This is a genomic window from Bradyrhizobium sp. LMG 9283, from assembly GCF_045571415.1.
Taxonomy (GTDB): Bacteria; Pseudomonadota; Alphaproteobacteria; order Rhizobiales; family Xanthobacteraceae; genus Bradyrhizobium.
The window spans coordinates 6,655,821-6,680,121 of the sequence record NZ_CP120691.1; the positions used below are offsets into that span (position 1 = coordinate 6,655,821).

At 60.0% G+C, this 24,301-nt stretch carries 19 protein-coding genes; 2 read left to right on the forward strand and 17 right to left on the reverse strand.

Features of this window, described 5'->3' with window-relative positions:
• Window positions 1-77: 77 nt before the first annotated feature.
• The 16 genes from P6U29_RS31265 to P6U29_RS31340 form a co-directional block, all read right to left on the reverse strand.
• Window positions 78-1,169 carry an ABC transporter ATP-binding protein gene (locus P6U29_RS31265; protein ID WP_407114188.1) on the reverse strand — a complete coding sequence of 364 codons (1,092 nt, stop codon included), beginning with the start codon at window positions 1,167-1,169 and terminating at the stop codon, window positions 78-80.
• A complete protein-coding gene (modB, locus tag P6U29_RS31270; protein ID WP_407114189.1) occupies window positions 1,159-1,824 on the reverse strand; it encodes a molybdate ABC transporter permease subunit in 666 nt (221 codons plus the stop codon). The genes P6U29_RS31265 and modB overlap by 11 nt, the downstream gene beginning before the upstream one ends.
• Window positions 1,825-2,607 carry a molybdate ABC transporter substrate-binding protein gene (modA, locus tag P6U29_RS31275; protein ID WP_407114190.1) on the reverse strand — a complete coding sequence of 261 codons (783 nt, stop codon included), beginning with the start codon at window positions 2,605-2,607 and terminating at the stop codon, window positions 1,825-1,827.
• Window positions 2,608-2,860: 253 nt separating this feature from the next.
• Window positions 2,861-4,093, reverse strand: coding sequence for a hypothetical protein (locus P6U29_RS31280; RefSeq protein ID WP_407114191.1), 1,233 nt, complete (start codon window positions 4,091-4,093; stop codon window positions 2,861-2,863).
• Between the two features lie 773 nt (window positions 4,094-4,866).
• The gene (locus tag P6U29_RS31285; RefSeq protein WP_407114192.1) at window positions 4,867-5,034 is read right to left on the reverse strand and encodes a hypothetical protein; all 168 of its coding nucleotides are present in this window, start codon (window positions 5,032-5,034) and stop codon (window positions 4,867-4,869) included.
• Window positions 5,035-5,475: 441 nt separating this feature from the next.
• Complete coding sequence (locus P6U29_RS31290; RefSeq protein WP_407114193.1) at window positions 5,476-5,736, reverse strand: hypothetical protein; 261 nt, start codon at window positions 5,734-5,736, stop codon at window positions 5,476-5,478.
• Between the two features lie 299 nt (window positions 5,737-6,035).
• Window positions 6,036-6,788, reverse strand: a complete 753-nt coding sequence (locus P6U29_RS31295; protein WP_407114194.1) for an ABC transporter ATP-binding protein — start codon at window positions 6,786-6,788, stop codon at window positions 6,036-6,038.
• Window positions 6,782-7,849 (reverse strand): FecCD family ABC transporter permease, encoded by a 1,068-nt coding sequence (locus P6U29_RS31300; protein WP_407114195.1) that lies wholly within the window; start codon window positions 7,847-7,849, stop codon window positions 6,782-6,784. Before P6U29_RS31300 ends, P6U29_RS31295 begins: the two co-directional genes overlap by 7 nt.
• The gene (locus P6U29_RS31305; protein ID WP_407114196.1) at window positions 7,846-9,018 is read right to left on the reverse strand and encodes an ABC transporter substrate-binding protein; all 1,173 of its coding nucleotides are present in this window, start codon (window positions 9,016-9,018) and stop codon (window positions 7,846-7,848) included. The genes P6U29_RS31300 and P6U29_RS31305 overlap by 4 nt, the downstream gene beginning before the upstream one ends.
• Window positions 9,015-10,244, reverse strand: coding sequence for an MFS transporter (locus P6U29_RS31310; RefSeq protein WP_407114197.1), 1,230 nt, complete (start codon window positions 10,242-10,244; stop codon window positions 9,015-9,017). The genes P6U29_RS31305 and P6U29_RS31310 overlap by 4 nt, the downstream gene beginning before the upstream one ends.
• Window positions 10,241-12,130, reverse strand: a complete 1,890-nt coding sequence (locus tag P6U29_RS31315) for an IucA/IucC family protein (protein WP_407114198.1) — start codon at window positions 12,128-12,130, stop codon at window positions 10,241-10,243. Before P6U29_RS31315 ends, P6U29_RS31310 begins: the two co-directional genes overlap by 4 nt.
• Window positions 12,130-13,269: an NAD/NADP octopine/nopaline dehydrogenase family protein gene (locus P6U29_RS31320; protein ID WP_407114199.1), complete on the reverse strand. Its 1,140-nt coding sequence runs from the start codon at window positions 13,267-13,269 to the stop codon at window positions 12,130-12,132. Before P6U29_RS31320 ends, P6U29_RS31315 begins: the two co-directional genes overlap by 1 nt.
• Window positions 13,266-14,276, reverse strand: coding sequence for a PLP-dependent cysteine synthase family protein (locus P6U29_RS31325; RefSeq protein WP_407114200.1), 1,011 nt, complete (start codon window positions 14,274-14,276; stop codon window positions 13,266-13,268). Before P6U29_RS31325 ends, P6U29_RS31320 begins: the two co-directional genes overlap by 4 nt.
• Window positions 14,258-15,649 (reverse strand): Y4yA family PLP-dependent enzyme, encoded by a 1,392-nt coding sequence (locus P6U29_RS31330; RefSeq protein ID WP_407114201.1) that lies wholly within the window; start codon window positions 15,647-15,649, stop codon window positions 14,258-14,260. The genes P6U29_RS31325 and P6U29_RS31330 overlap by 19 nt, the downstream gene beginning before the upstream one ends.
• The gene (locus tag P6U29_RS31335; protein ID WP_407114202.1) at window positions 15,646-16,077 is read right to left on the reverse strand and encodes a hypothetical protein; all 432 of its coding nucleotides are present in this window, start codon (window positions 16,075-16,077) and stop codon (window positions 15,646-15,648) included. Before P6U29_RS31335 ends, P6U29_RS31330 begins: the two co-directional genes overlap by 4 nt.
• 93 nt (window positions 16,078-16,170) lie before the next feature.
• Entirely contained in the window at window positions 16,171-18,210 is a 2,040-nt protein-coding gene (locus tag P6U29_RS31340) for a TonB-dependent receptor (RefSeq protein WP_407114203.1), read from the reverse strand.
• A gap of 808 nt (window positions 18,211-19,018) precedes the next feature.
• On the opposite strand from P6U29_RS31340, the gene P6U29_RS31345 reads away from it, so the two are divergent.
• Complete coding sequence (locus tag P6U29_RS31345) at window positions 19,019-19,297, forward strand: hypothetical protein (protein WP_407114204.1); 279 nt, start codon at window positions 19,019-19,021, stop codon at window positions 19,295-19,297.
• A 1,224-nt stretch (window positions 19,298-20,521) separates the two neighbouring features.
• On the opposite strand, the gene P6U29_RS31350 is transcribed toward P6U29_RS31345, so the two are convergent.
• Window positions 20,522-21,286, reverse strand: coding sequence for a ferredoxin--NADP reductase (locus tag P6U29_RS31350; protein WP_407114205.1), 765 nt, complete (start codon window positions 21,284-21,286; stop codon window positions 20,522-20,524).
• An 881-nt stretch (window positions 21,287-22,167) separates the two neighbouring features.
• Here P6U29_RS31350 and P6U29_RS31355 point away from each other — a divergent pair.
• Window positions 22,168-24,129, forward strand: coding sequence for a putative bifunctional diguanylate cyclase/phosphodiesterase (locus tag P6U29_RS31355; protein WP_407114206.1), 1,962 nt, complete (start codon window positions 22,168-22,170; stop codon window positions 24,127-24,129).
• Window positions 24,130-24,301 lie beyond the last annotated feature (172 nt).

Consider the following 24,301-nt stretch of genomic DNA (forward strand, 5'->3'; position numbering starts at 1 on the left):
ACTCGCGACATGGTCTCCTCCTCGCCCAAGCTTCGGTGCAAAGTCCGCCGTTCACGGAGCAGTCATTGTTTCCTGGCTCACTCCCGCGCAATCAGGCGAATGGCGGGCGCCTTGACCAAAGCAGTCACTTCCATCCCGTCGCACAGTCCCATGTCCTCGTAAGCCTGATACGTGACCAACGCCTTGAGAAGAAAGCCGCAATCGATGCCCACGCGCACCATCGGACCTTCACGGTCCAACGACCGGATGCGACCGACGAGGTGGTTGCGTGCGCTGCTCTGCCGGGCGACTGCGCCCCTTTGCAGCATAACGTCCTCCGCACGAATACAAACGCATACAGGGCTGCCGACGCAGGCTGCCGACAGCGCGAGCAACTCGCTTGAGCCGATTTGTACAGCGGCCAAGCCATTCACCTTCCGAATGACTTTGCCGACTTCGATATTGTCGACACCGACGATCCGGGCTACGGCCGGGTCGACCGGCGCGGAAAAGACATCCTGCGGTGAGCCACATTGGCGAACGCAGCCGTGGTCCATCACGATGACATGATCGCCCAATCCTAAGGCCTCGACACGGTCGTGAGTCACCATTACGGCTGGTATTGCCAACTTCGTCAGCCAACGGCGCAGGTCACGTCGAAGTTGCTCGCGGGTTGGCTGATCCAGCGCGCAGAGCGGCTCATCCAGCAATAACAGGCGCGGCCGGCAGACCAATGCGCGGGCGAGCGCAACGCGTTGCTGCTGTCCCCCCGACAGCTGGTCAGGGTAGCGGCCCTCCAAGCCGGCGAGACCGAGCAGATCGCTCAGTTCAGCGATCCGCTTACGCCGCTCTGCATCACCGATGCGGCGAATTCCGTAAGCGATGTTGCGCTCGACAGTGAGATGCGGAAACAAAGCATATTCTTGAGACAGATAGCCGATTTGGCGTCGCTGCGGCTGAACCAGGATGCCGCGACTTGCATCAAACCAAATCTCATCGCCGAAGCGGATGTAGCCGTGCTGCGGTCGGTCGAGCCCGGCCAGGCATCGCAGAGCAGTTGTTTTTCCCGAGCCCGACGGACCGAACAAGACGGTGAGCGAAAAATAGCCGAGCGGGCGATGCAGCCGGACCTTTATCGGAGGACCGTCTGGGAACTTCTTCTCGAACTCCGCTACGAGCTCAGGCTCCATATCCTCCCTTCCGATTGAGGAGATGCGTCACCGAGAGCGCAATGAAAGACGATACCAACAAAACGAGGGAGGCCATCGCAGCCCCTCTATAGTTGACCGCTTGAACCTCGTCGTAGATCGCGATCGATATCGTGCGCGTGACACCCGGAATGTTACCTCCCACCATGAGCACGACGCCGAATTCACCGAGCGTGTGCGCGAAGCTAAGGACGAGGCCTGTAACAATGCCCGCCCACGAGAGCGGACAGGCGACTTGCAAGAAAGTACGAATTCGCGAGACGCCGAGACACCACGACGCTTCGATCAGTCGCCGGTCAACGCTGGCGAAAGCGGCGGCGAACGGCCGGACCGCAAAGGGCATGCTATAGAGGATCGACGCGACCAAGAGGCCTTGAAACGAGAACGCAAGGGCATGTCCCGTCATGTGTTCGTAGGCCCGGCCCAACGGGCTCATCGGCCCAATGGCAACCAGAACATAAAATCCAAGGACGGTCGGAGGTAGAATCATCGGCAGAACGACCAAGGACTCGAGCAGGAACTTCAGGCGCCAGCGCGTCACGGACAGCCAATAGGCAAAAGGTAACCCCAGGAGGAACAGGATCAGGGTGGTGAACGCCGCGAGTTCGACGCTGACCCATATCGCCTCGATATCCATTTACTCCTCCGGACTCTCGAACCCGAAACGTCTCAAGATCGTTCGGCCTTCCTCGCCCAGCATGAAATCGCGCAGGGCCTCGGCCGCGGAGCGGCTTTGCGCCCACGACAGGATCACGCCTCCCTGCACACGGCGAGGATAGGCGTCCAAAGGCACTTCCCAAAACCTTCCTTTGTCCCGCAGCGATGGGGCAAGCGCATGAGAGCGACTGATGATGCCGATGTCGGCGTTGCCGCTCTCGACGAACTGGCCCGCCTGCAGCACGGTGTCACCGAGCACCAGCCGGTCTTTCACTTGTTCGTAGACCCCCATGCTCTTCATCGCGGCTTCCGCCGCCCGGCCATAGGGGGCGTGGCGCGGATTGGCGATCGCAATCTTGCGGATCTCAGGGCTCAGCAGAGACTGCATGCCGAGCTTTTCGACGTTGATAGACGAGGACCGCGGGACCCAAATTACGATTCGTCCCACCCCGTAGACGAACTCGTCGCCCTCGGACGCAAGACGCTCCCGAACGAGGCGATGGGGGTAGTCAACGTCAGCGGAGAGAAAGACATCGAAGGGCGCATGGTTGGACAGTTGGGCGTAGAGATTTCCCGAGGAGCCGTAGGTGACCTGGAGCTTGATGTTCGGATGCCGAGCGCGGAAGAGGTCCGCAGCCTCGTCCAAGGCAAATTTTAGGTCGGCGGCCGCAGCCACGCGCACGCCGCTGGGCTCGGCGGCTAACGCGGCATCCAGACACCACAGCCCAGCGAACATTGCGAAGAACAGGAACCGGCGCCGCACGGAACACCTCCTTCGCGGGAGTCAGACAGGCTTCGCTGTGGGTTCCCCGGCGCAGCCGCGCTTACTAACTCTCGTTTGTACGTTCAGTTCATTTTGGCGCATCCGAAGGGTTCGGGACGAGAATTGGAGGCCGACTTTCTCAGGCGGAAAGCAGCTAAGTCAAAAAGTTGGGCGAGTTCCTGTATAAGCATCCAAATAGCGAGCTAACGCATTGTTTTCTGACAGATAAGTCAGCTTTTGAACATGCGCGGAATCATTGCCGCGGATGATCGTGAACTGGTGGCTCCCGCAAAAAGACGCGCAACACGAACAATGTCACGAAACCGCTCAAGAATCCCGCCAGCAGGTTCGGCACCAGCTTAGCCGCGGGAAAAAGATATATTTCTGCCCGCGCGCCCAGAAGAAATACCAGAACCAGCTCCGTGCTGATCCTGGCGACAGCGGCGAGGAGTCCGAGCAGGCAGTAGCCGAGCGCCCACACAGGCAACCGGCGTACAAGCGGATCTGCAAGGTCGATCACGAGGCCCGGCGCTATATGCTTTAAGACCTCGAGCACGCCAAATCTCCCGTCTCCCTGCAGAAGGCCGATCACGCCCATGATGGTGCCCGCCGTTGTGCCACCCCAGCGCGAATAAGTGAGGCGCGCCGCGAGCACGTAGAGCGGGAACAGGAGAACAGCCTTATGCCCCGAGGCAAAGGGCAATCCGGGGAGGAATTTCAGCATCTTGAAGGATGCCATGCAGAGCGCGATGCCGCTCACGATGGCGACATCGTGAGCTAGTCTGGCTTCGAGCTTGGGCTTATCGCCTCCTTCGGATTGGCTGCCCGCAAGCTCCACATTCGCCTTTATCGACAGCACGAAGCCCCCAACATTGCCGCGCAGCAAATGCTTGAGCGCCGTCAAGGCCCCGTGTTGCGGCCCCCCACCGACTTCACGGGCCTTGCGCCGGCTTCGCTCGTCGGAACCGCTGAGCAGCGAGAGCGTGCGGTCGAGCGAGTGAACGAACAAGTCGGGCAACCGTAGCCGCTGCAGCCCATGGACCAGGTCGTCCTGGCTCCCCGTCAGTCGAACCACGGCCGAGGTGAGCAACACGGTCAGAATCTGCAGGCACATCACCGCGGCGCGATCCAGACCGGTCAGATTAAAGGGAAACACCCATCCGAGCCCCTGAACTCGCCAGTGCAGCACGAGATCCGCTGCGGGATGCTCCGGCGGAAGCAGCGTGTAAGAGCCGATCAGGAACAGGAACAACCATTTGAGCCGCCAAACTGGACGCAGGACCTGACTCGTCGGAACGCGGCAGATGAGCAGCGCTAGCACCTGAATGGCTAGCAAGACCGAGACAAGAAACCAGCGGAGGGAATGTGTTGCAGACAGGGCCGGGAGCACAAATGTGACCGCAGTTGCGCCCAGCAGGTAACTGACTTTCAGCACTGCTGCCCGACTGCGTTGATCGTACTGCGAAGAGGTCACGTCGCTGCTCAAAGCTCGCTTCGTTGTACCTATTGGCGGCCAGTTCCCGTGTACTTGGTTTCGACCATCCAGCCATACTCTTCCTGGCGCTGTCCTGCACCCGCTCACTGCCCGCCAGGCGGACGAAGCACCGTGGCTCGGGTGCTCAGGATCGCGCGGTGTCAGCCTCGATGCCCACCGTCCGCCGTAACAGCCGGACCCCAAAGCCGATGGTGCAAGCGGTCCAGCAACAGGTAAAGCAAATCACGATGATCTCGTATACAACATGAGCGCCTGTGACACGAGCAGGCCCTCGATAAGGTGATGCCGAGGGGCCGCAGTCCTCGCTCGAGACGTCGATCAGTCCGGGGACCTCCGAACTTGCTCGAGAACCTTTGGAGTCCAGCTCAGCCCAAGTATCGACGGTACGCCTGTCCCTGCTCGGGCCCAATTCTTAAATCTCATCGAGTCCTTATCAGCGGCATGGCGCGCGCCACACTTCACAAGAGCGATACAAATCAACGGACGAAGCAAAAGACGCCCATTGATAGATACTGACGTGCGTTTCTTTGGCGTGGGGCTCTTCGCGCGATGGCAGGTATCCTCTGACGTCGCCCAACCAAGTAATCCCGCTTTCGTCGCTACGCACCAGTTTCGCACCAGAACAACCTGATCAAAACGCAACGAGCGCGATCGAAATCAAACGAAAACGCAGCAAGACCAACGAACCCGACCATTATCCCGTCGCTTATAACGGTCTGGTTGCAGGTTCGAGTCCTGCCGGGCCCACCAATAAAATCAATGACTTACCTGACGTCATCTCTTCTGATTGGGATTACCGCACCAGAAACCGCACCAGATACGTGCGCTTTTCGTTCGCTTGCTGAATCGCGCTTCGCGATTTTGTCCACCGCATCAGACAAATAGTCGGGATGGTGATGGCCATAGGTGTTGAGCAGCACCTCGAGGGACATCCCAAGATAGCCTGCAGCCTGCCAAGGATCGGCGCCTCTCTGTATGAGCCAAGTCGCTGCGGTGTGCCGCAGGGTATGGGGGAGACGCCCGGAGCAAGCCCCGCAAGCCTTACAGCACTCTTGAATGCCGTTTTAACCGAGGTAACAGCCTTTCCGCTGTATTCGACGAAATGTTTCGCCTCCGGGTCGATCCGATGCCAACGTCGTAGGTGAGCAAGCAAGCGGAAAGGAATCGGCACCGTCGGCTGCCGCTTATTGGTTTGAGCGCTGCCCTGCTTGAGACGGTAATAGCGGCCGCGCTCCAGATCGACATAAGAGCGGCCGATCGCCGGAATGGGAGATGCCGCAGCGATAGCGCCCGCACGGGACCCGCTGTAGATCCCGATCAAAATGAACCGAGCAAGGTGGCGCAGCGGACGCTTACTTGTGGGGACCTTTACATCATCCGTCGGTCGACGCGAGCCCTTCTGCATTTCGCGATAGCGCCCAAACCAATTTGGCCGCATCGCTGCGCGTCAGCCACCTGTCTCGTGGCTGGCCCTTCTCCGGCAGCGACACCTTCACAATTTCCCGATGATATCCTTCGGCTTCATGGTGACCAATGGCGGCGCGGAGATCTTCAAGGTCTCGGCGCGCGCCTCCCCTCTTGCCGCGCTTCTTGGCGTACGAGCGACATGCCTCCCCATTTACCTCGCCCAACATTCTTGCTCCCTACCACTCGTTCAGCCGTTCGATCCGCTTCTTGAACTTGCGGATATCGGGGATGGTATCTTCGCTCTCGCTATCGACATTGAAACGGCCGCGAAGCTTGTCCAACTGCGCGTCCAAATAAATCGAGAGGACGTCCGCGATAGCGATATCGTCGATGTGGCGAAGAGTCACCGTTCGTGCGCAATCCATCGCCGCCTAAAATATTCGCCGAGTAGGCTCAAATCCCGGAAGCGCGATACTTATCCAGCTCACGACGGACTTCTGAGGCCGGCCGCCCTGACGCGTGCGCGTCAGATCGCGTCGTCAACGATCAAATGTGGCTTGCCCTGCGAGCAGGATTCCACACGTGCCTTAATGCGGAAGGTTGCGGCGAGGTTTTCCGGCGTCAGAACGTCAGCCGCCGTACCGAAATCGTGCAATGTTCCAGCGGAGAGGATCGCGACCTTGTCGGCGAATTTCAGTGCGAGGTCGAGATGGTGCAGCGCGATCAGCACGAGCATTCCGTTGTCGTGTGCAAGGCTGCGCACCCGCCGCATCGCTTCGAGTTGGCGGTGCATGTCCAACGCGCTGGTCGGCTCATCCAAGAGCAGCACCTGCGGTTCGCGCACGAGACATTGGGCAAGCCCAACGAGCTGACGCTGTCCACCGCTCAGCTCGGAAAGGATTTCATTGGCGAGATCGCCCATTTCGAGTGCTGCCAGCGCCTGGTCCACCGCCAGCAGATCAGACCTCTCCAGACGCCAGGCGCTGACCTGCTTGCGCGCAAGAAGAACGGATTCGAATACGGTCAGCACGGCGCTTGCCGTTTGGTCCTGAGGCATGTAGGCGACCGCGCGATCTGCATCGCGCACGCCTTCCAACCGGCACTCGCCGGGCCCCGGAAGAATGGCTGCCAGGCGCCGGAACAGCGTCGACTTGCCCGCTGCGTTCGGCCCGATGACGGCGACCACCTCGCCGCCATAACAGGGCGGAAGCGTCACATCGCGTAGTACCTGGCGCGATCCGAAGCGGGCGCCGAGACGATGGGTGCTCAGCACTACCATATGTCTCTTCCGCTTTTCAGGATCAAATAGAGGAAGACCGGCAATCCGATCGCTGAGGTGACGATGCCGATCGGCAGGACCGCGCCGGGTACCACGATTTTGGTCAGGATCGAGCTCAACGACATGATCAGCGCGCCAGTCAGCGCGCTCGCGGGCAGCAGGAAGCGCTGGTCCTCGCCGACCATCATGCGGGCGATGTGCGGACCCACGAGACCGATAAAGCCGATCGTGCCGACAAACGCGACGGGGATTGCCGACAAAAGGGATACGAGGATCAGGGTTTCCAGCCGCAGGCGCCGCACGGGAATGCCGAAGCTCGCCGCACGCGCCTCGCCAAGACGTAGGGCCGTCAACTGCCACCGGCGGCGCAGAAAGACTGGCAAGGTGAGACCCACGACGAGCGCGGTGATGGCGAGCTTGGGCCATGTCGCCTTGGTGAGGCTGCCCATGGTCCAGAAGACGATGGCCGCGACCGCCTGCTCGGCAGCGAAATATTGGGTGATAGCGAGCGCGGTATTGAAACTGAAAACCAGCGCTATGCCCAAAAGCACGATCATCTGGATCGAAGCTCCGCGCCGCAGACTGGCCAAATGGATCAGGAAAGCGGTTGCCATGGCCACGACGAAAGCATTCGCCGCGACGATGTAGTCGCCTGCCATCGGAATCAGCGCGACACCAAAGGCCAGCGCCAGGGCCGCACCAAAGCTTGCACCGGCGGAAATGCCCAGCGTGAACGGGCTCGCTAGCGGATTGTTCAAGATGGTCTGCATCTGAGCGCCGCCGATGGCAAGCGCCACACCGACCACCATGCCCATGAGCGCTGATGGCATGCGGATCGACCAGACAATGACCCGCATCTGCGCATCAGCCTCTGCTGGCAACATGAGCGTGCGCACAATGTCTCCAAGCCCGTAGCTGGCCGGTCCAGTCGAGAGGTCGCCGACCAATGCGATGCAAACCCCGACCACCAGCACAAGGAGAACGATCCATCGCCTGACGCTGAGCGCTTGGTAAGCGTCGCGTCCGGCCAAGGTCAGTGTTTCGGTATGGAGATCTGTCATCGCTCGCTGTCGGAAAGGCTGACGCTATAGCCGGGCCGGTAGTCTATCGGCAGGAATCGACGATGGTATTCGGCAAAGCTTGCGTCGGGATCCAGATCAGCAAACAGATCGGGGTGGAACCACTTCGCCAATTGCTGGACGGCAACAAATTCGTATGGGCTATTGTAGAACTGGTGCCAAATGCCGTGAAAGTTCCGCGTCTTCTTTGCCACGATACCGGTATAGGCATCGCGAGTAGTGAACCATTCGAGCTTCTTGCGTGTCAGGCGAGGATCCGCCCCTGGTCCGAGCGGAATCCAGCGGCCACCGGGCACATAGGCTTGCCAGTCGGCGCTGGTAACCACCACATGCTCGGGGTTGGCGACGATGACCTGTTCGGGGCTGATCTGCCCGAAGGTCGAAGGAATGATATCGCTGCCGATATTATGGCCGCCAGCCAGTTCGACATATTTGCCAAAATTTTCCGCGCCGAAAGACAGGCAGCAATCCTGCGTGTAGCCACCGATCCGCTCGACGAACACATTGGGGCGTTTCGGGTGTTTGGCGGCAAGGACGTTGGCAACCGCAGCCATGGCTTGGCGGCGAAATGCAATGATCTCCTCCGCACGCGCTTCGCGCCCCATGATCCTGCCAAGGAGCCGAATGGTCGGCTCGGTGTTTTCCAGGGGACGGTGGCGAAAATCGACATAAACAACCGGTATGTTCAGTGCCGCGAGCTTCTCGATGTAGTTGGCATCCTTGTTGGCCTGCATGGCTTCAAGATTGAGCAGCACCACATCAGGCTTCTGAATGATCGCCGATTCGATGTCGATCAGGCTGTCCTCCTGGCCCTTAAAGGCAGGGAGCTCCGCCAACTGGGGAAACACTTCGAGATACTGCGCGTAAGTGGCCGGGTCGGCTGCGATCAGATCGGTGCGCCAGGCAACCACATGGGCCAGAGGATCTTTGGGCTCCAGCGATGCGATCAGATAGAGCTGCCGGCCTTCGCCCAGAAGCATGCGCTTGACGGGCGCGTTAAGCGTCACCTGGCGGCCCGCGATATCAGTGACGGTAAGCGGCGCTTGGGTCCGTGTCTGCCCAGGGTCGCCGGCGAATGCGGCTGGCGAAAGCAAAGTGATCAGGGCAAAAGCCGTCACCGCGGCATGCAGCAGCGATCGGTGTTCCGTCATGGTCGGCTTCCTTTTTGAGTGGGGTGCGCAGTTTTGAGCCAAATGCCGAGAGCCGACAAAAATGACAAGGCGTAAAGCGTGGCGACGAGCGGGAAAGCGGCCTCGAGACCAAAGAGCTGGGTGACCGCGGCGCCGGCAATGATGCCGCTCGCGGAAGCGACCTGCTGGCAAGCTTGCGCAAGGCCCAGCACCGAACCTTGCCGATCATTAGCCACGGCTACCGAGATAAGCGCAAGTAGGACCGGAGTCGTTCCACCAAGAAGCATGCCCCAGATAAAGTACAGGAACGCAAATACGGCAACGGAGCCCGTACTGCCGGCCAGATGCGTCACCAACACGCACGCGGCCGAAATTAGCACGTTCCCGCCTAGCACATAGGACGGCGTGCGATTCTCGAAGAGCCGCGCCCACAGCGGCGCGGCCACGACAAAGCCGCACGCCAGCAGCCCGTAAGTGAATCCGGCAACCCAGTGCCGGGCGCCAAATACCTGGGTGATGTACAGTGAGAAAGGAACCTGCAGGACCATGCGGCTGGCAATCAGCATCCCCATCAAGACAAGAAGAGCTGCGATCGGAGCACCTGTCGACGACCTCTGCTTTGCGGTGCCCACGTTGCGGGGATCGGCTGCCACGGTTGCTGACGTCGGTACGGGCAGGCTCAACCAGGCGACGAAGGCGCACAGCGCACAAATTGCACCAGCGGTCAGATTTATTGCGGCAAATGGGAAGCTATCGAGAATGAGCCCGCCCAGGAAAGCGCCGCCCAGCGAGCCCACATTGGTAGCGACCTGAAGCCAGGCGAACAGGCTTGCGCGATCCTTCCCGCCCGTCATCTGCACGCCATAGGCCTGCGCTGGCGCGATATAGCCGGCGCAGGCGCCCTGCAAGAAACGCAGCGCCATAATGGTCCAGACATCCTGTGCAATGGCAACAACGAGCTGCGTGACCGCCAGACCGCCGAGCGCCCGAACCATCATCAGCCGATTGCCGTAGCGATCGCCCATTCGCCCCCAAAAGGCGCTGGTCAGCGACATGCCAATCATCGGGCCGACATAGACACCAACACCTGCGAGTCCAAAGACGCTGTCGGAAGGGCTCAACGCTTTGATTTGGATCGGCCAGAATGGACCGCTCATTTCCATGGCTCCCATGGAAATGAATTGCAGCCCGAACAGCAGAGCGAAAACAGGTCCGAAGCCGCGAAGCGCGGCCGAAGCATTTGTCATTCTGCTGCCGCCATTGGATTTGGCAGCTCGTGCTCAAGGCGATAGTCGCGATAACGCTCCAGGTGCATCCGCAGCACCGAGCGGGTCGGCCAGGGCTTCTCGAGAAAGGCCTCGCGTTCTTCCAGCCAGAACGCGTCCGACAACATGCGCGGCCTGAGCGTGTCGAAAGCTGCCTCGACCTCTTCCCGCAGGATGCGCCAAAGGCTTGTGCTCGACAGCGTATAATGTTCGTCGAGACACAGTGCCACCTCATGAAGGTGGCAGACGAAGCAGGCATCGATGACGAATGAGCGCACGAGACTGATATCGTCGTCAAATGTTGTCGGTAAGATCCCCGCGCGACTGAAGGGCTTTAGGTGGTGCCCGCGTTCCTTAAAGAGAGGCGCAAAACTGCGGCCGTCGCCGAAATCACGGATCAGCAGTTTTCGCGGGCGACCGGTGTCATCGAACAGGATTGTGCTGTTTTGCTGATGCGCCTCAAACGCGATACCGTAGAGCAGATACATGGCAAGCGTTGGCCCGATCACGGCCCCTGCATAGGCACGGAAGAACGCCGCTACGGCTGCTTCGCTTTCATCGCCGTTTCTCGCGATCAATTCGCAAATGAGCGGGCGGCCATCGATCGGGCTTGCCGTCAAGAGTGCCGCGACGGTGACCGGCAACAGTCCATCATTTCGCGCCAGAGCGTCGGCGTTGCGGTAGACGACCGAAAGAAAGCGGCCTGGATGCTCGTCGCCGGTCACGGGATGGTGCAGGATTGCGCCCAGCTCCTCGGTAAAGATCTCCAACCCGTCGTGAAGATCCCTCTCCTTTGACAGAATGTCGGAAATCAGGGTGCTGAGACGCGGTCCCATGTGTATCGACTTGGCCTGCAGCGTGCGCCGTTCGCTGGTCATCCAGATCGCGACCGGCAGTTTGATAAAGGGCCTCGGCTCCCGTGTGTCCGGCAGCATTGTGCGGAACGACATTGACGGCAGCGTTACGACCTCCGGACCGTCCGGGTCGAAGACTCCGGAAGCTATCTCGGACGCGAATTCGCGGTGCAGGAAATTGTCAAGGTGCCAAATATGAACAGGCAGAGGCAGCCAGTCCTCAGGAGACTTTCCGCGCCTGTTCAATCCTTCGGCCCATTCGCCCGAGAGCTCGGGGAAGTTTTGTGCGAACCATTCCGGATAACTGCCGACATGCGGCATCTTTTCCACGTAGGACCATTCCTTACGGAGCGCTGCGATTCGAACGCGCACGCGAGCACCGAACTCCGGCGACAAAGCAGTGACGTCCTCGGGCGACAGGTCGGGTTTGGCCTTCCATGTCGGATAGAAGGGGTGACCTTCCAGCGCGCCCCACTGATCGAGAGTCATGGCCGCAAGATGCGGCGGCAAGGTCTTTTGCAGATATGCGAGGAATCCCTGCGGACCTGCTTCGGCCACCTTCCCTCGCAGCTCGGCGCTCCATTGCTCCCGATGACGGCGCGCCAGGACGTCGTTGCGCATGCTGTCCTCGACATCGCGTATGAGATCCTGGATGCCGTCCGATGCAGGCGAGATCGCCAACGCGGTCGCGACCTGCCCGATGAAGTCGGAGGGATCATCGATCCGGCGCCGAGCGCCGGTCTCGTCCAGGACTTCGACAGAACCACGATTTTGCAATGTTCCGGCAGGCGCACGACGCAGGTCGGTGAAATGCAGGACCCGGCGTGACTGCCAAAGGGGGAGCCATGCCTGGTTGCCGTCACGCGCCCACAATAATGCATCCGGGTTAAGAAGACGCTCGGCGAACAGGCAGCGTACCAACCGCTTGAGCGCATTGCGCGATGCGCCGAACCGGAGCTGCGCGGCATACGCCTGAGCGTCGGCATTTGGGGAGGAAGACATCCTCTCGTCCATCACCCTTCCTCCGGCCAGTTGATGGGCAAACAGGCCGGCGCGCCTTCGGTGAACCCGCCGTGATAGTTGAGCGCCCAGTTGTAGGTTTTCGTGATCGCGGGAGTTGCCACTTCAAGCCGCGCGGCCAATTCCACAAGCAGGGACTGTCCGAAGGCGACGTCTTCGTGGAAAGCGCGGCTTGCGCGATCGATGACAAGGCCGGGCCCGTCCGGATTGGGAACAAGTGGGGCATGAATGCCAGCGTAAGCACGATTGGTTCGCAACAGCGTGTACATGGTCCGGTCGTCCTCGATCTGGCTGCCATAAGCCTCGATCAATTCCTGTCGGAGCGGCTTCACTGAACTCAGATCAATGCCCAGGCGTGACTCGACGGCATGGCGGATTGCCTGGTTTTCCGCATCGCAGTCCTCCAGCAATTCGGCGCCGGCGCGCGGGCAATCGCTCCACCAGCAAAAGGGACGGTCAAAGGGCTTGTCTTCCCAAGGGGCGCCAGGGCCGATTAACGCATAGAGCACGGCGGGATGCATCAGCGCGTTGCCCGGCGTCAGCGTGATTTCCAGATAGTCCTGCAGCATGGCGACCGGGGCTTCATAAAGGCGACTCAGCATCGCCTGGAGCTTGGCACGGCTCGCTGCGGTCTCGCGGCGATGAAGCGCCGCAAAGAGCTGAGCCTTTGCCCCGCCCATGCGCACCCGCTCGCCCGGAACGAGGTCGAAGGCCGTATGGGGCACGTCCTTCATGCCCCAGATCACCACATTGTCTGTGGCGGATAGGGTTTTGGCTGCGAGCCAGTCGAAGCCGCAAAAGCCAGGAATGGCGCCGGCATAGACGCGCCTGTCCCGCGGGAGATGCCGTGCGAAGTCGCCCAGAAGCGCAGGCCGCGCGTGGGCTGGCTGCGTCACGATCACGAGGTCCGTGTCTGTGAGTGCCTCGCCCGGATCGGTCCCGACATAGTCAGGCCGCCCGCTCAAGACTTGGCCGTCCGGCATCTCGGCGCACCAAACACCATCTCCGCTCGTCCACCGATTGGCGACGGCTGCCGCTCCGGTCAGCACCGACACAGTGAGACCTTGATGCTGCTTGAAGAGCACGGCATTCAAATGCCCCGTGCGCCCCGCACCGCAGATCGTCACCTTCATGCTGCGCGCGCCCTTCCGGATAGCCAGCCGTCGAGCTGTGCGCCGATTGTCGGATCCAACAAATTGCGCTTGGCCATCCACTCATCGTCGAAGACCGAACTCAGATATTTCTCGCCACCGTCGGCAACGGGCGTGACCACGGTGCCGGACAGCTTGCGGGCCGCAATGAATTCGAGCGCCTTGTAGATGGTGCCCCCGGTTGAGCCCCCGACTAGAATTCCATGGCGCCGGGCGATAAAACGTGCTGTTTCGAAGGCTTGGGTGTCGGTGACCTGGACCCCTTCATCGATGCATCCATAGTCGAGCACCTTGCCTATTTCATCGCCAGCGGGCGTCCCCGTTCCCGACTGGTAGTAGGGGTGGCCGGGTTTGCCGAAGATGATCGAGCCGGCCGGCTCCACGGCGATGGTCCGGACAGCAGGATTAACTCGCTTCAGACGCTGGGCTATACCGGTCATGGAGCCGCCAGTGCCGACACAACCGACAAAGGCGTCGATGCCGTCTGGAAGCTGCGCCAGGAGTTCGTCGACGAAACCCGCATAGCCTTCCGGGTTTGCTGGATTGTCGGATTGGTTCATGAACAACGCATCAGGAAGCTGGGCACCAAGTTGGGCAGCCAGCCGTTGGCGCTCCACCACCGCAACCTCGTCCTCCCGAAAATTGCCCTCGACATAGCGAATTTCCGCGCCCAGCGCGCGCATCGTGCGGATCTTGTCCGGCGCGGCGTGATGATCGACAACGGCGATGAAACGTAGGCCCAATTCCAAAGCAACTAACGCCAATCCGATTCCGGTGTTTCCGGACGACGATTCGACGATGGTGCCGCCCGGCGGAAGCCGCCCGTCCGCAAGCGCGGCAAGCACCATGCTGCGCGCCATTCGGTCCTTCATGGAGCCACCCGGATTGTTCTTCTCAAGCTTCAGCACCAGCGTGGCATCGCTGTTCGGTACGGCAATCGGCATCACCGGCGTTTGGCCGATCAACTGGCTTACGGTCGTGCAGAGCATTGTGCCTCTCCTATCGTGTCGGGAACGAGCGTGAGCTGCCCTTTTGCGTCCTGAACCACGCAAAGGCGGCTCGGCATCGGGTGGCGATGGAATTCGTTTTCAAGGAGGTCCATCTGGTAACCGCCGGTGTTGGCGTAAACCAAAAGGTCTCCGGCTCGCGGAGGAATCGGAAAGGTGAGCCATCGATTGCAAAGGACGTCCTCGTCCAAGCAGCTATGGCCTGCCAGATAGCCTCGGATGGGTTCTGCGGCGACGGGGGGCGGTGTGGCCGGCACCAGGATGGGATCGACTAGGAATTCGGAGCCGAACCACGTTTCGCAAGCGCTGAAGCTGCTGCCTTCGACGAAAACGACATGGGCATCAGGGCCAACGGCTTTCACGCGCAACACCCGGAAAACGGAAATCGCTGCCTGATCGGCCAGTGCTCGCCCGGGCTCCATCCCCAGCACCAGATCCTCATCGACAAGATAGTTCGTGAGACTGCGGCCATCGGCCATCGGCGCACGCAGCAGACTGCGTAGCCATTCGGCCGCGGAAAGCTCTCCCCCGTAGGGATAGAAGGAGGTCGGCACCTTCCCGGTGCGGTAGTCCTCGGGCATCTGCGCCCCGAGGTACGCCTGATAGGCGCGCTGATCGACATATTGGATCGGCAGGCCGCCGCCGATGTCGATCATGCGTGGCGCAAGACCTTGTGCGCGGGATTCGCTGATCAGGCCGGCGACTTCTCCGATCGCTTGCGCACGAGATTCCCAACTATAGCCACTCAGGTGGAAGTGCAGCCCATCAAAGCGCAATCGGCCTTCGCCAGCAATGCGCGACAGGCACTGCCGGATAGCCAGCGCCGGCATGCCGAAACGACTGCGCGTCTGGTTGGTAGGACGCAAACGCAGCAGCACCCGCTGAGCCGGGCCGCCTACAGGAAGCAAGCGGATCAGATCCTCGAGTTCTTCCGGTGAATCGACCGATATCAAAGCGTTGCAGCTGATAAGCTCGTTGTGGAACGCTGCTGTCTTCGCTGGGCCTGTCGCCACAAGCTGTGCGCCATCGGCACCGAGCCGTTTGGCATCTCGCAACTCATAAAGGCTAGAGACGTCAATGCCGGCCCCTGCGCGCAGAGCTGCGGCCAATAGACCGGGCGATTTGTTGACTTTCGTTCCGTAATAGAGCGCGTGTGCAACACCGCTCTCTCGCAAGACGCCCTTGAGTGCGGCGAGATTCACCTGCAGCTCATCGGGCCAGATCAGATTGACCGGTGACCCATGTCGGGCGACCCAATCGATCAGCAGCGGGCAGTTGCCAGCCAATAGCTCCGCCGTGCTCGGCCGCAGAATTGGCGAGAGGCCCGCGCGGGGCTTGTGGCAGAGCAAGGTCATGACCTCGCCCTTTCGGCATGGGCTACGGCGCGTTCTGGCGGAGCAAGGAGGCGCAAGGTCTCCAGCGGCAGGTTGCAATTAGGCAGGCCTTGATCAAAAATATGTCGCGTCGTCTTGCAGGGAAATTTTCGGCCACTGCGCGCCATCGCAAAGATGCACGACGGCGTGATCGTCAGGCCCGGGCGCCAGCTCTCCACCCGCACCGCGCTGTAGTCCAAGAGAATCACTGGCACTAGCGGCAGCTGCAGGCGGTGCGCGACTGCCAGCCGGTGATGACCGTCCATCACGAACAGGGCATCCCTCTCCGCTGTGATCGGAACAGTCCAGCAATCCGTACAGAGGATCTGCGCCTGCAGCTCCGCTACCTTGTCGGGATCGACCTCTTCCGTCGGGATCAAGCATGTTGGCGAAAGGAGACAAACTTGCATATCGACCAGCCTGATTTTGTCAGCAGGAGCAGTTCACGAAGCGCCGTCATGAGGGCGCATCGATAAGCGTCTCACCAACCGTAAGAGCAGCGATTACATGTCCACGGTCATCGACAGCAGGTACGTGCGCGGTGCTCCCAGGAAGAACGTTCCGAATGAAGCTACGCTGGACCAGTAATTCTCACCGGTCACATTCTGAACGTTGGCGCGGAAAACCGTTTTCCTGCCGTTGATCGCCGTCGTGTAGCGGGCACCGAGATCGAGTCGCGTCCAATCCGGGATCGGCTGCTTGTTCGCCGCATCGACGAACTGCCTGCCCGTGTAGATGACAGCCCCATTCAAAGTGAGCCCTCTCATCCACGGAAGATCCCACTCGGCGCCAATATTGGCCTGTACGTTCGGAACGCCGATTGGCGTGTTGCCCACGTTTGCCGCGACGGCGGTCTTTGTCAGGGTGCCGTCCAGCAGCGAAACGCCTCCGAGGACACGAACATCGGGCATGAGTTCACCGTACACATTGAGCTCGAGCCCACGGACCTGCTGTTCGGCAGTCGCCCCGAAGCGCCCGGCGGACAGCTCGCCGCTCGCCTTCGATATCTCGAAGGCGCTAAAGGTGGTTGCGAACCGGCCGAAGTCTACCTTGATGCCAGCCTCGTACTGCTTGGCGATGTAAGGCGGGAGTACTTCGCCGAAATTGGAAGCGGCTTGAGGCGCGATGTCGCCCCGGCTGAGACCTTCGATGTAGTTCGCGTACAGGGAGACATTGTCCCGGGGTCGGATGACGAGGCCGACCACGGGGGTGGTCGCGCTCTTGTCGTAGGACGACGTCAGCGTTCCGACGTTGGAGAGATAGTTGTTCGCCTCGATGCCCTGGCGCCGAACACCCAAAGTCAACAGGACACGCTCATCGAGCACAGACAAGGTATCGGCAATCGAGAGCCCCGTGAGTTCACTATCCGAGAGCCGAGGGCGTCCGGGGATCTCGTTTGCGAACTGCGTTGGCGCCACGGTCGGACTATAGATGTTCGAGGTGACGAGACTGCCATTGGTGAGCCGTCGGTACAGTGCGTCATGATAGACCGAGGCCTGGAAGGTGACGGCATGGTGAACGAATCCGGTATCGAAACGGGCCCGGACGCCGCCATCATAGGTGTGCCGATCAATGCCGAGTCCGAAGAATTGCGGCGTCGAGGTGGTGTCGCCGCTCGTGTTGGTGATGGTCGGAAGACCGAAGAAGCGCTCGACATTGGTGTGCGATCCGCCGACATCGGCGAACAGCGTAACCTGATCGGTTACATCGTATTCGTTGCGCCACAGGACAGACTGGTCGTTGATGCGCGACCATTCCCAGGGTTGCGTCACATTCAGCCGGCCGTCCGGCGCCCTTGGCACTGGCAGGCCCGCACGCATGAGGAATGGACGTGATGGAGCGTCGAAGCGATCGGTCTGCGCGATGAGGTAGAGCCAAGACCTGAACCGTTCGTCCTGATAGTCGAGGGCCAGCGCCCCGACGCCTGTCGTCTCAGACTGGCGGTCGATGGGTGTGTCCCCGCCGCGCACGCTGCCGCTGGCCCGCACGCCCCATTCCTTGCTGTCGCCATAGCGCCTAGCGACGTCCCAGTGACCTCCGAACCGTGCGGCCGAACCGTAGCTCGCGGTAAGACGGGTCAAGTCCTCTCCCGCACGCTTAGGCACGACATTGATGACGCCGCCGACGCCGCCATTGGGTGCGATGCCCGAGAGCGCGGCTGACGGACCCTTGAGCACTTCGATGCGCTCGACGTAATCCGTGAAGATGCGGTAGCTCGGCGCGATGCCGTAAAGAGCCTCGAAGGCGAACTCACCATTGTTGCCTTCGTTGATCGGGAAGCCGCGAATATTGAAGGAATCGACCACTCCGCCCGTTGGGTGCGAACTGCGCACGGAAGGATCCAGGATCAAGGCATCCGCACCGGTCGCCGCCTGCTGATCCCGAATGAACTTGTCCGTGTAGCTCGCCACATTGAACGGTGACTTCATTGTGCTCGTGTTGCCGAGCATTCCCAGCCGCGCGCCTTGAGCGACCTGGCCGCCTGCAAAGGCGGGCACGACACCCGGCTGCGATGGTTGAGGCTGTACCGCGACCGTTTCCATTTGCGAGGCGCCAGGCGACGTGGCGCGCCTTGATGTGGATCGGACCGAGGCGGCAGTGCGCCTGCTCGGTGCACGGCGGACCGACTGTTGCGCCGGGGCATCGACGGTAACAGGTGGAAGGGCGTTGGTGCCTTGCGATGTTTGGGATTGAGCGGGCGATTCGAACCATGCCAGCAACGCCACTCCACTTAGCAGCGCCGCACCACGGCGAGCTACCGACCCAATCTCAGTTGCGCGTTGCATTCTCGGAAGGCCCCTCATCAACAGCATGTCGCCCAACGTGAAATGGCTCCACGCTCGGCCCGCAATCACCATGGATCGAAGTTCGGCTCTCCGCGTTCGAGCGCGGCCGACATGAAACAACTCACCCGCAAACCCGCGCTGTTGATTGCCTGCGCCTTATCACCAACGTCCGATTGCCAGCGATCTGCATCGCCTCTTTAGAGAGATGATATCGTGACCGCAACGCAAATGCGTGCGGCGCGACTTAGAATGTCTCGATCATCGATCGACTCGAGTGAGTGGCACCGTGTTTTACAAAAATTCCAGACGTACTTTGGAGGATTCTAAATCAGTGCTGTTGAAGCTTTGGCAGCTTTGGCAGGAAAGATAAACGGACTGTCAGCGTCCCTTATTGGTACTAATCGGACGAAAGCCCATGGGCCGCCGCCTTGCGAGCTCGGTACCATCAGGGCATCTACAAAAATACCTAGCCTCTACTCACAGCGTTGAGGCCGCTGCCACGATTTCGCCTCTGGGCGATCGGCTAATTCCTCAGTGTCATGCAGCGATTCGCGTGAGGCATGGGATGCCCGACTTGACGCTTTGGAACAAGCTGACTCGCAGAGAGCAGAGAATTGTCATTAAGCTGTTCGGCGGAGGTTCCACGCGTGGCGACAGTCTGATCGAGACGGTCAACCTCACGCGGCTGGGCTTCGTCACTGAGAACGGTTTAACCTCGGCCGGCCTTGAGGTCTTCGTCGCTGCTTTCAAAGCGCAACGTGACGCGCGTCAGCGGGAGTTGCTGGGTAAATCGCGCGGCGCTACCAGAACGGCAAGCCGGCTGCGAGAGGCTATGTTCGGTTAGGTGGGTCGGGTGCGCTGGTGCGCTGGCCCCGATGCCAAGCTAAAAGTGCTTGCGGCTAGCAAGCCCAGCAGCACGGTGCCTGACACGGCAAATATTTTGAGCAAGTTTTCGCACGGCGTGGCATTGCCTGATGACGTCGTCGGATTAGACTTCTTTGCTTCGGCCTCTGGCGCTTTACCGTTGCCGAGATTCCTCAAGATGGAGGAGCTCGGAGCAGCAAAATCCTTTAATGTGTCATTCGGTCTGCATTGAACGCCGATTGACCTGCCATTCGCCGGCTATTGCATTCTCTTCTAGCTCCGCCGTACACCGCATCGTCGTTTCAAACGTTCGCGCATGGGAAGGCTCTTCCGGGTTTAAGCCGATGAAAAGTGCGTTCGCGTCCATTTGAGCCCGCCGATATCTTGGTCTGAGCATTCGCTAAAGCCGCGGCCACTCCCACCCTTGTCGAAGCTCTCGAGAGATCATAGCCGAATTCCACTTGATGATCCGGCGCGGAGCCGCCGCCGAGGTATCGTCATGGCTTGAGCGCCCTCGTGCCATTCTCATCTCCTCATTCGCCCGTGGCGTTACGATTGATGAAGCGGCAATTCAACTAATCGGCGCAGAATAGAATGGTGCTGCATCAAAGCTGCGTCAGAGCAAACGAGAGCCAAATTTGAACGCCGATTGACAGGAAGTGGGCCGGTACAATCAGAAGATTTAAGGGCGCTGGCGAGCTTTCCACCAAGAGGCAGCTCCATGATCTCGACGGGTAGTGTCCCCTGTCAGCCAGCCGCACGCCCCTCAAATAGAACTTCGAGCGGGTCGGCTGTGAAGTCAGATCGAATAGCGCGCGCCGTTCGACGACCCGAATGGCTCCAACCAGCGGACGTCGGCAAGTGGTACGTCAACACAGATGGAATCGATCGCATTGCGCCGTCCTGTTCGGACTCGTTAGTAAAGCTTTCGAGGTGTTGTTGCAGGTCCTCCGACTTCTGCTGATCGTGCCCGCGGGCGACTAGGCCGGTTAAAAGAGTACCCGACAGGAGGGCCAGTGATAGCGATAGCGGCATGGCCACATGACAGCGGATCTCTGCGAGTGCAGCGTGAGCAAAGTGCGCGGCCAGATCGCCAAAGGTGCCGGACTTCCGAGCCTCAGAACAAGCACGCTTTGGGGCCCACCGGCGGACGACGGTGACAGTTGAGATCCTGCCTCGATCTCACACAATCTAGGGCTACTGTTCAAATGCCGTTTTCGACCACGAACTGCGCCGGCTTGCCGTGACTGCCCTCAACCAAGCCCCTCCCCACCAACAGCTCGCGGGTATCGCGCACCAGCGCAGGGCTGCCGCAAATCATGATGCGGTCATGCTGCGGCTCGACTTCCGGCAGTTCGAGGTCCGAAAACAACTTGCCTGACGCGATCAGGTCGGTGATCCGGCCGCGGTTGCGGAAAGGATCGCGGGTAACGGTCGGATAATAGATCAGCTGGTAGCGCACGAAATCCCCGAGCAGCTCGTCGCTCGGTAGCTTCTCGGTGATCATTTCGCCATAGGCAAGCTCGGCAACGCGGCGGCAGCCGTGCAGCAGCACGACATTTCCGAATCGCAGATAGGTTTCGGGATCCTTGATCACGCTCAGAAACGGAGCAAGACCAGCGCCGGTGCCAATCAGATAGAGATTGCGCCCGTCCTCGAGATTGTCGATGACCAGCCTCCCGGTCGCCTTGCGGCTCACGGTGATCTTGTCACCTTCCTTCAAATGCTGCAGACGCGAGGTTAAGGGATCGTTCGGCTCCCTGGTCGAGAAGAATTCCAGCCGGTCCTCGTAATGGGCGCTGGCGAGGCCGTAGGCACGCAGCAGCGGCTTTTCGTCGACATTGAGCCCGATCATAGTGAATTCGCCGCTGCGGAAGCGGAACGATGGATTCCGCGTGGTGGTGAAGCTAAAGAGATTGTCCGTCCAGTGATGGACGCTCAGCACGCTTTCCTGGCTGAAGTTGCTCATCTCACTCCCGCGAAGGTTAGGGTGTGATCCGGGCACCTGTTCTCCGGAAACATCATGGTCAAGGCGCCAAACGCAACGAGCGCGTTCGCTTTAAGCGAACGCAAAGGCAAGCAGGCTCGAGCAGAGCACCACCAGACCGACCGCAGTCAGTGTCAGGAAGCTGTCGGAGACAAGGTCACGATTGCGCATGAAACACCCACGATTGCTCCTAGGAGCGAGGGCAGCAGTCCCGCCTTGTACGAGAAAACAGCCGGCCACCGCCTCAAGCGCCTTCTGCCGCCAGCGCTCGTACCTAGGTCTCGGGAATGGGACACCGGTTAGGGGATGCGGAGATCGCCGCGCCCACATCACCTCTATGATCTTGGCGAGATTAGACCTGCCCTTGCGTTCGTATCGTGCGTGTTTTGGGGTGAAGCCGCAGCATTGCATCGCTTTATCGGATATGGCGCGGGAAAGCGGCGAGATGTCGGGCGGCTACGATGCGTTATGCTACCGACGTCATCGATCGAGAAAGTTGTCGGCGCATGCGGCCGTAACTTACGATGCGTTCGGCATCTCATTTTCGTTAGCACTATCAATCTCATACCGCCCCACCGCAGGTTAGCGCACAAGCTGCCATCATGGCCGCTGCGCTGAATTCGGCAATCGATTAAAGGCATAGGTCAGTACGCAACGTACAGAACCATGCCCCCGCGTTTGCGGCGACAGAGGACAAGGGGGTCCCCAGCTCTCGGCCCCGCCTTAGCCACCGAAATAATGAGTTCGGCCACCCCATGCCGCGCCGAACGTGGCGAACTTCAACAATTTATCTTTTCTCAAATGTTTGCCGCGACCTTCCAGTACTGGCGGCAACGTTAGAGCCAGTCCTGCGGGGGTCCCAGATGAGGACATATCTGAGCTCGTATCTCTCGAAGCTATTCGCGGGGGATCTGGCGGCTTTCGGCGGCCCGGCCACTGATGAAGCGGTCGCAGGGCACATTCGCGCGGAGCAGATCTCCCTCGTGCTTGGTTATTCCCTGGGCATAATGCTAGCCAACGCCTGCAATGCGACGGTGCTTGCAATTGCCCTCTGGCACTCGCCCAACAGAAACTATGCCCTGATCTGGGCAGCTGCCGTAGTTTGCGGCGCGTTATCGATAGGCTTGAAGGCGCGTTTATCCCGACGGATTACGAAGCCGCAGTTCGTCTCCCGACAGGCCATGCATCGGCTGGTGCGAAATGCGCTCGTTCTCGGAACCGCCTGGGCGGTCGTTCCGGTAGCTTTCTTCGCCGACGCCTCGAATGGCGGCCAACTCGTGATCACATGTCTTTGCTCCGGGATGCTCGCCGGCGGAGCATTCGCCTTCGCTACGATTCCGGTGGCGGCGGTTGCATTCACGGCTCCGATTTTTGTGGGTACGGCAATCTGCCTCGGCAGAAATGGCGACTTCGTCCATCTGCTCGTCGCTATCCTCGTTGTGGCCTATGGCTTCGTGCTTCTGCGCGGCGTTTTCGCCCATTCTTTCGAATTCACGAAACGCACCATTGCTCAATTGGAAGCCGAACGGAGGATCCGGCGGGATTCCCTGACCCAGTTGCCGAACCGTTTCGCCTTCAACGAAACCCTCGAAGCTGCCCTCAACCGGTTGGCTCGATCGGGCGAGGGGTTCGCGGTTTTTCTCCTTGATCTCGATCGCTTTAAGGAGGTGAACGACAAATTCGGCCACCCCGCAGGAGATGAGTTTCTCATTCAGGCCGCGGCGAGACTGCAGCGATGCGCGCGTGAGACCGATAATGTCGCGCGGATCGGCGGGGACGAATTTGCGCTGATTATGACCAATCTGGCCAAAGTAGAAGACGCGTTGGAAATCGGCGAGCGCTTCGTCGGCGCTTTCAGCGAGCCATTCCTGATCGAAAGATGCGAGATCGTCGGCACGACGAGCGTCGGAATCGTGTTGGCCCCGCGCGACGGCAATACGCCTCATGAGCTCCTGAAAAATGCCGACCTTGCCCTCTATCGGGCAAAAAAAGCGGGACCCGGAACGGTTCGCTTCTTTGAGGTCAGCGACGACAAATCAGCGCGCGATCGAAGGGCGCTGCAAAGGGATCTGGAGGAGGCGATCGGGAGAGACGAGCTTTTTCTCGTCTATCAACCGTTCTTTGATATTCGCGCAAACCGAATAACCGGCTTTGAGGCCTTGCTGCGCTGGCAACACCCTGTCCGGGGAGTCATTTTGCCGGCTGAGTTCATTCCAATGGCCGAGGAAACCGGCTTGATCCACCCGATCGGTGAGTGGGTGGTCCGACGCGCCTGCTCGACGCTGTCGAACTGGCCCTCTGATCTCAGGGTCGCCGTGAACTTCTCTGCAGCTCAATTCCATGACAGCAGTATCCTGCAAACAATCGTGCAGGCCCTGACGCAGGCCAGAGTCGCCCCTAGCCGGCTTGAAATCGAAATAACGGAGTCGATGCTGATCTCAAAGTACGAGCCGGCATCATCGATTCTGAATTCACTCCTGCAACTGGGGGTGACGGTGGCGCTCGACGATTTCGGAACGGGATTTTCGTCGCTGACCTATTTGCTAAAATTGCCTTACACCCGCATCAAAATCGATCAATCCTTTATACGCGACATGCTGACACGACCGGATAGCGCGGCGATCGTAAAATCAATAATCACACTAGCGCAGGATCTGCACATTGGCGTGGTCGCGGAAGGCGTCGAGACCACGGAACAGCTCGAGTATTTGCGCCAAACCAGCTGTGATGAAATCCAAGGATATCTCATCGGTCGGCCGGTATCAGCCGACCGCATCTTCGCCCTGCTCGACCAAAATAAGCAATGGTCGACGCCTGCCGCTTGAAACGCCTTGGGCAAACCGACAGACCATCATGCTGCGAACGCCGCGTGCATTGCTAGCCGAATAATCCCAGGATCGGAATGTGACCATCTGCGATATCACCCTGCTGCTCCATGTTCGTCACATCGTCTTGTTGTTCAGCGTCAAGGGTACGGCCGCCTGCGAACAGCGAGCA

Bases quoted from the DNA above. Each gene is read 5' to 3' on its own strand.
- P6U29_RS31340 (WP_407114203.1), bottom strand. From the start codon at position 18,210: ATGGAAACGGTCGCGGTACAGCCTCAACCATCGCAGCCGGGTGTCGTG.
- P6U29_RS31325 (WP_407114200.1), bottom strand. From the start codon at position 14,276: ATGCTCTGCACGACCGTAAGCCAGTTGATCGGCCAAACGCCGGTGATG.
- P6U29_RS31350 (WP_407114205.1), bottom strand. From the start codon at position 21,286: ATGAGCAACTTCAGCCAGGAAAGCGTGCTGAGCGTCCATCACTGGACG.
- P6U29_RS31285 (WP_407114192.1), bottom strand. From the start codon at position 5,034: ATGTCCCTCGAGGTGCTGCTCAACACCTATGGCCATCACCATCCCGAC.
- P6U29_RS31335 (WP_407114202.1), bottom strand. From the start codon at position 16,077: ATGCAAGTTTGTCTCCTTTCGCCAACATGCTTGATCCCGACGGAAGAG.
- P6U29_RS31290 (WP_407114193.1), bottom strand. From the start codon at position 5,736: ATGTTGGGCGAGGTAAATGGGGAGGCATGTCGCTCGTACGCCAAGAAG.
- P6U29_RS31355 (WP_407114206.1), top strand. From the start codon at position 22,168: ATGAGGACATATCTGAGCTCGTATCTCTCGAAGCTATTCGCGGGGGAT.
- modB (WP_407114189.1), bottom strand. From the start codon at position 1,824: ATGGATATCGAGGCGATATGGGTCAGCGTCGAACTCGCGGCGTTCACC.
- P6U29_RS31330 (WP_407114201.1), bottom strand. From the start codon at position 15,649: ATGACCTTGCTCTGCCACAAGCCCCGCGCGGGCCTCTCGCCAATTCTG.
- P6U29_RS31265 (WP_407114188.1), bottom strand. From the start codon at position 1,169: ATGGAGCCTGAGCTCGTAGCGGAGTTCGAGAAGAAGTTCCCAGACGGT.
- P6U29_RS31320 (WP_407114199.1), bottom strand. From the start codon at position 13,269: ATGAAGGTGACGATCTGCGGTGCGGGGCGCACGGGGCATTTGAATGCC.
- P6U29_RS31310 (WP_407114197.1), bottom strand. From the start codon at position 10,244: ATGACAAATGCTTCGGCCGCGCTTCGCGGCTTCGGACCTGTTTTCGCT.
- P6U29_RS31300 (WP_407114195.1), bottom strand. From the start codon at position 7,849: ATGACAGATCTCCATACCGAAACACTGACCTTGGCCGGACGCGACGCT.
- P6U29_RS31295 (WP_407114194.1), bottom strand. From the start codon at position 6,788: ATGGTAGTGCTGAGCACCCATCGTCTCGGCGCCCGCTTCGGATCGCGC.
- P6U29_RS31305 (WP_407114196.1), bottom strand. From the start codon at position 9,018: ATGACGGAACACCGATCGCTGCTGCATGCCGCGGTGACGGCTTTTGCC.
- P6U29_RS31345 (WP_407114204.1), top strand. From the start codon at position 19,019: ATGCCCGACTTGACGCTTTGGAACAAGCTGACTCGCAGAGAGCAGAGA.
- P6U29_RS31315 (WP_407114198.1), bottom strand. From the start codon at position 12,130: ATGGACGAGAGGATGTCTTCCTCCCCAAATGCCGACGCTCAGGCGTAT.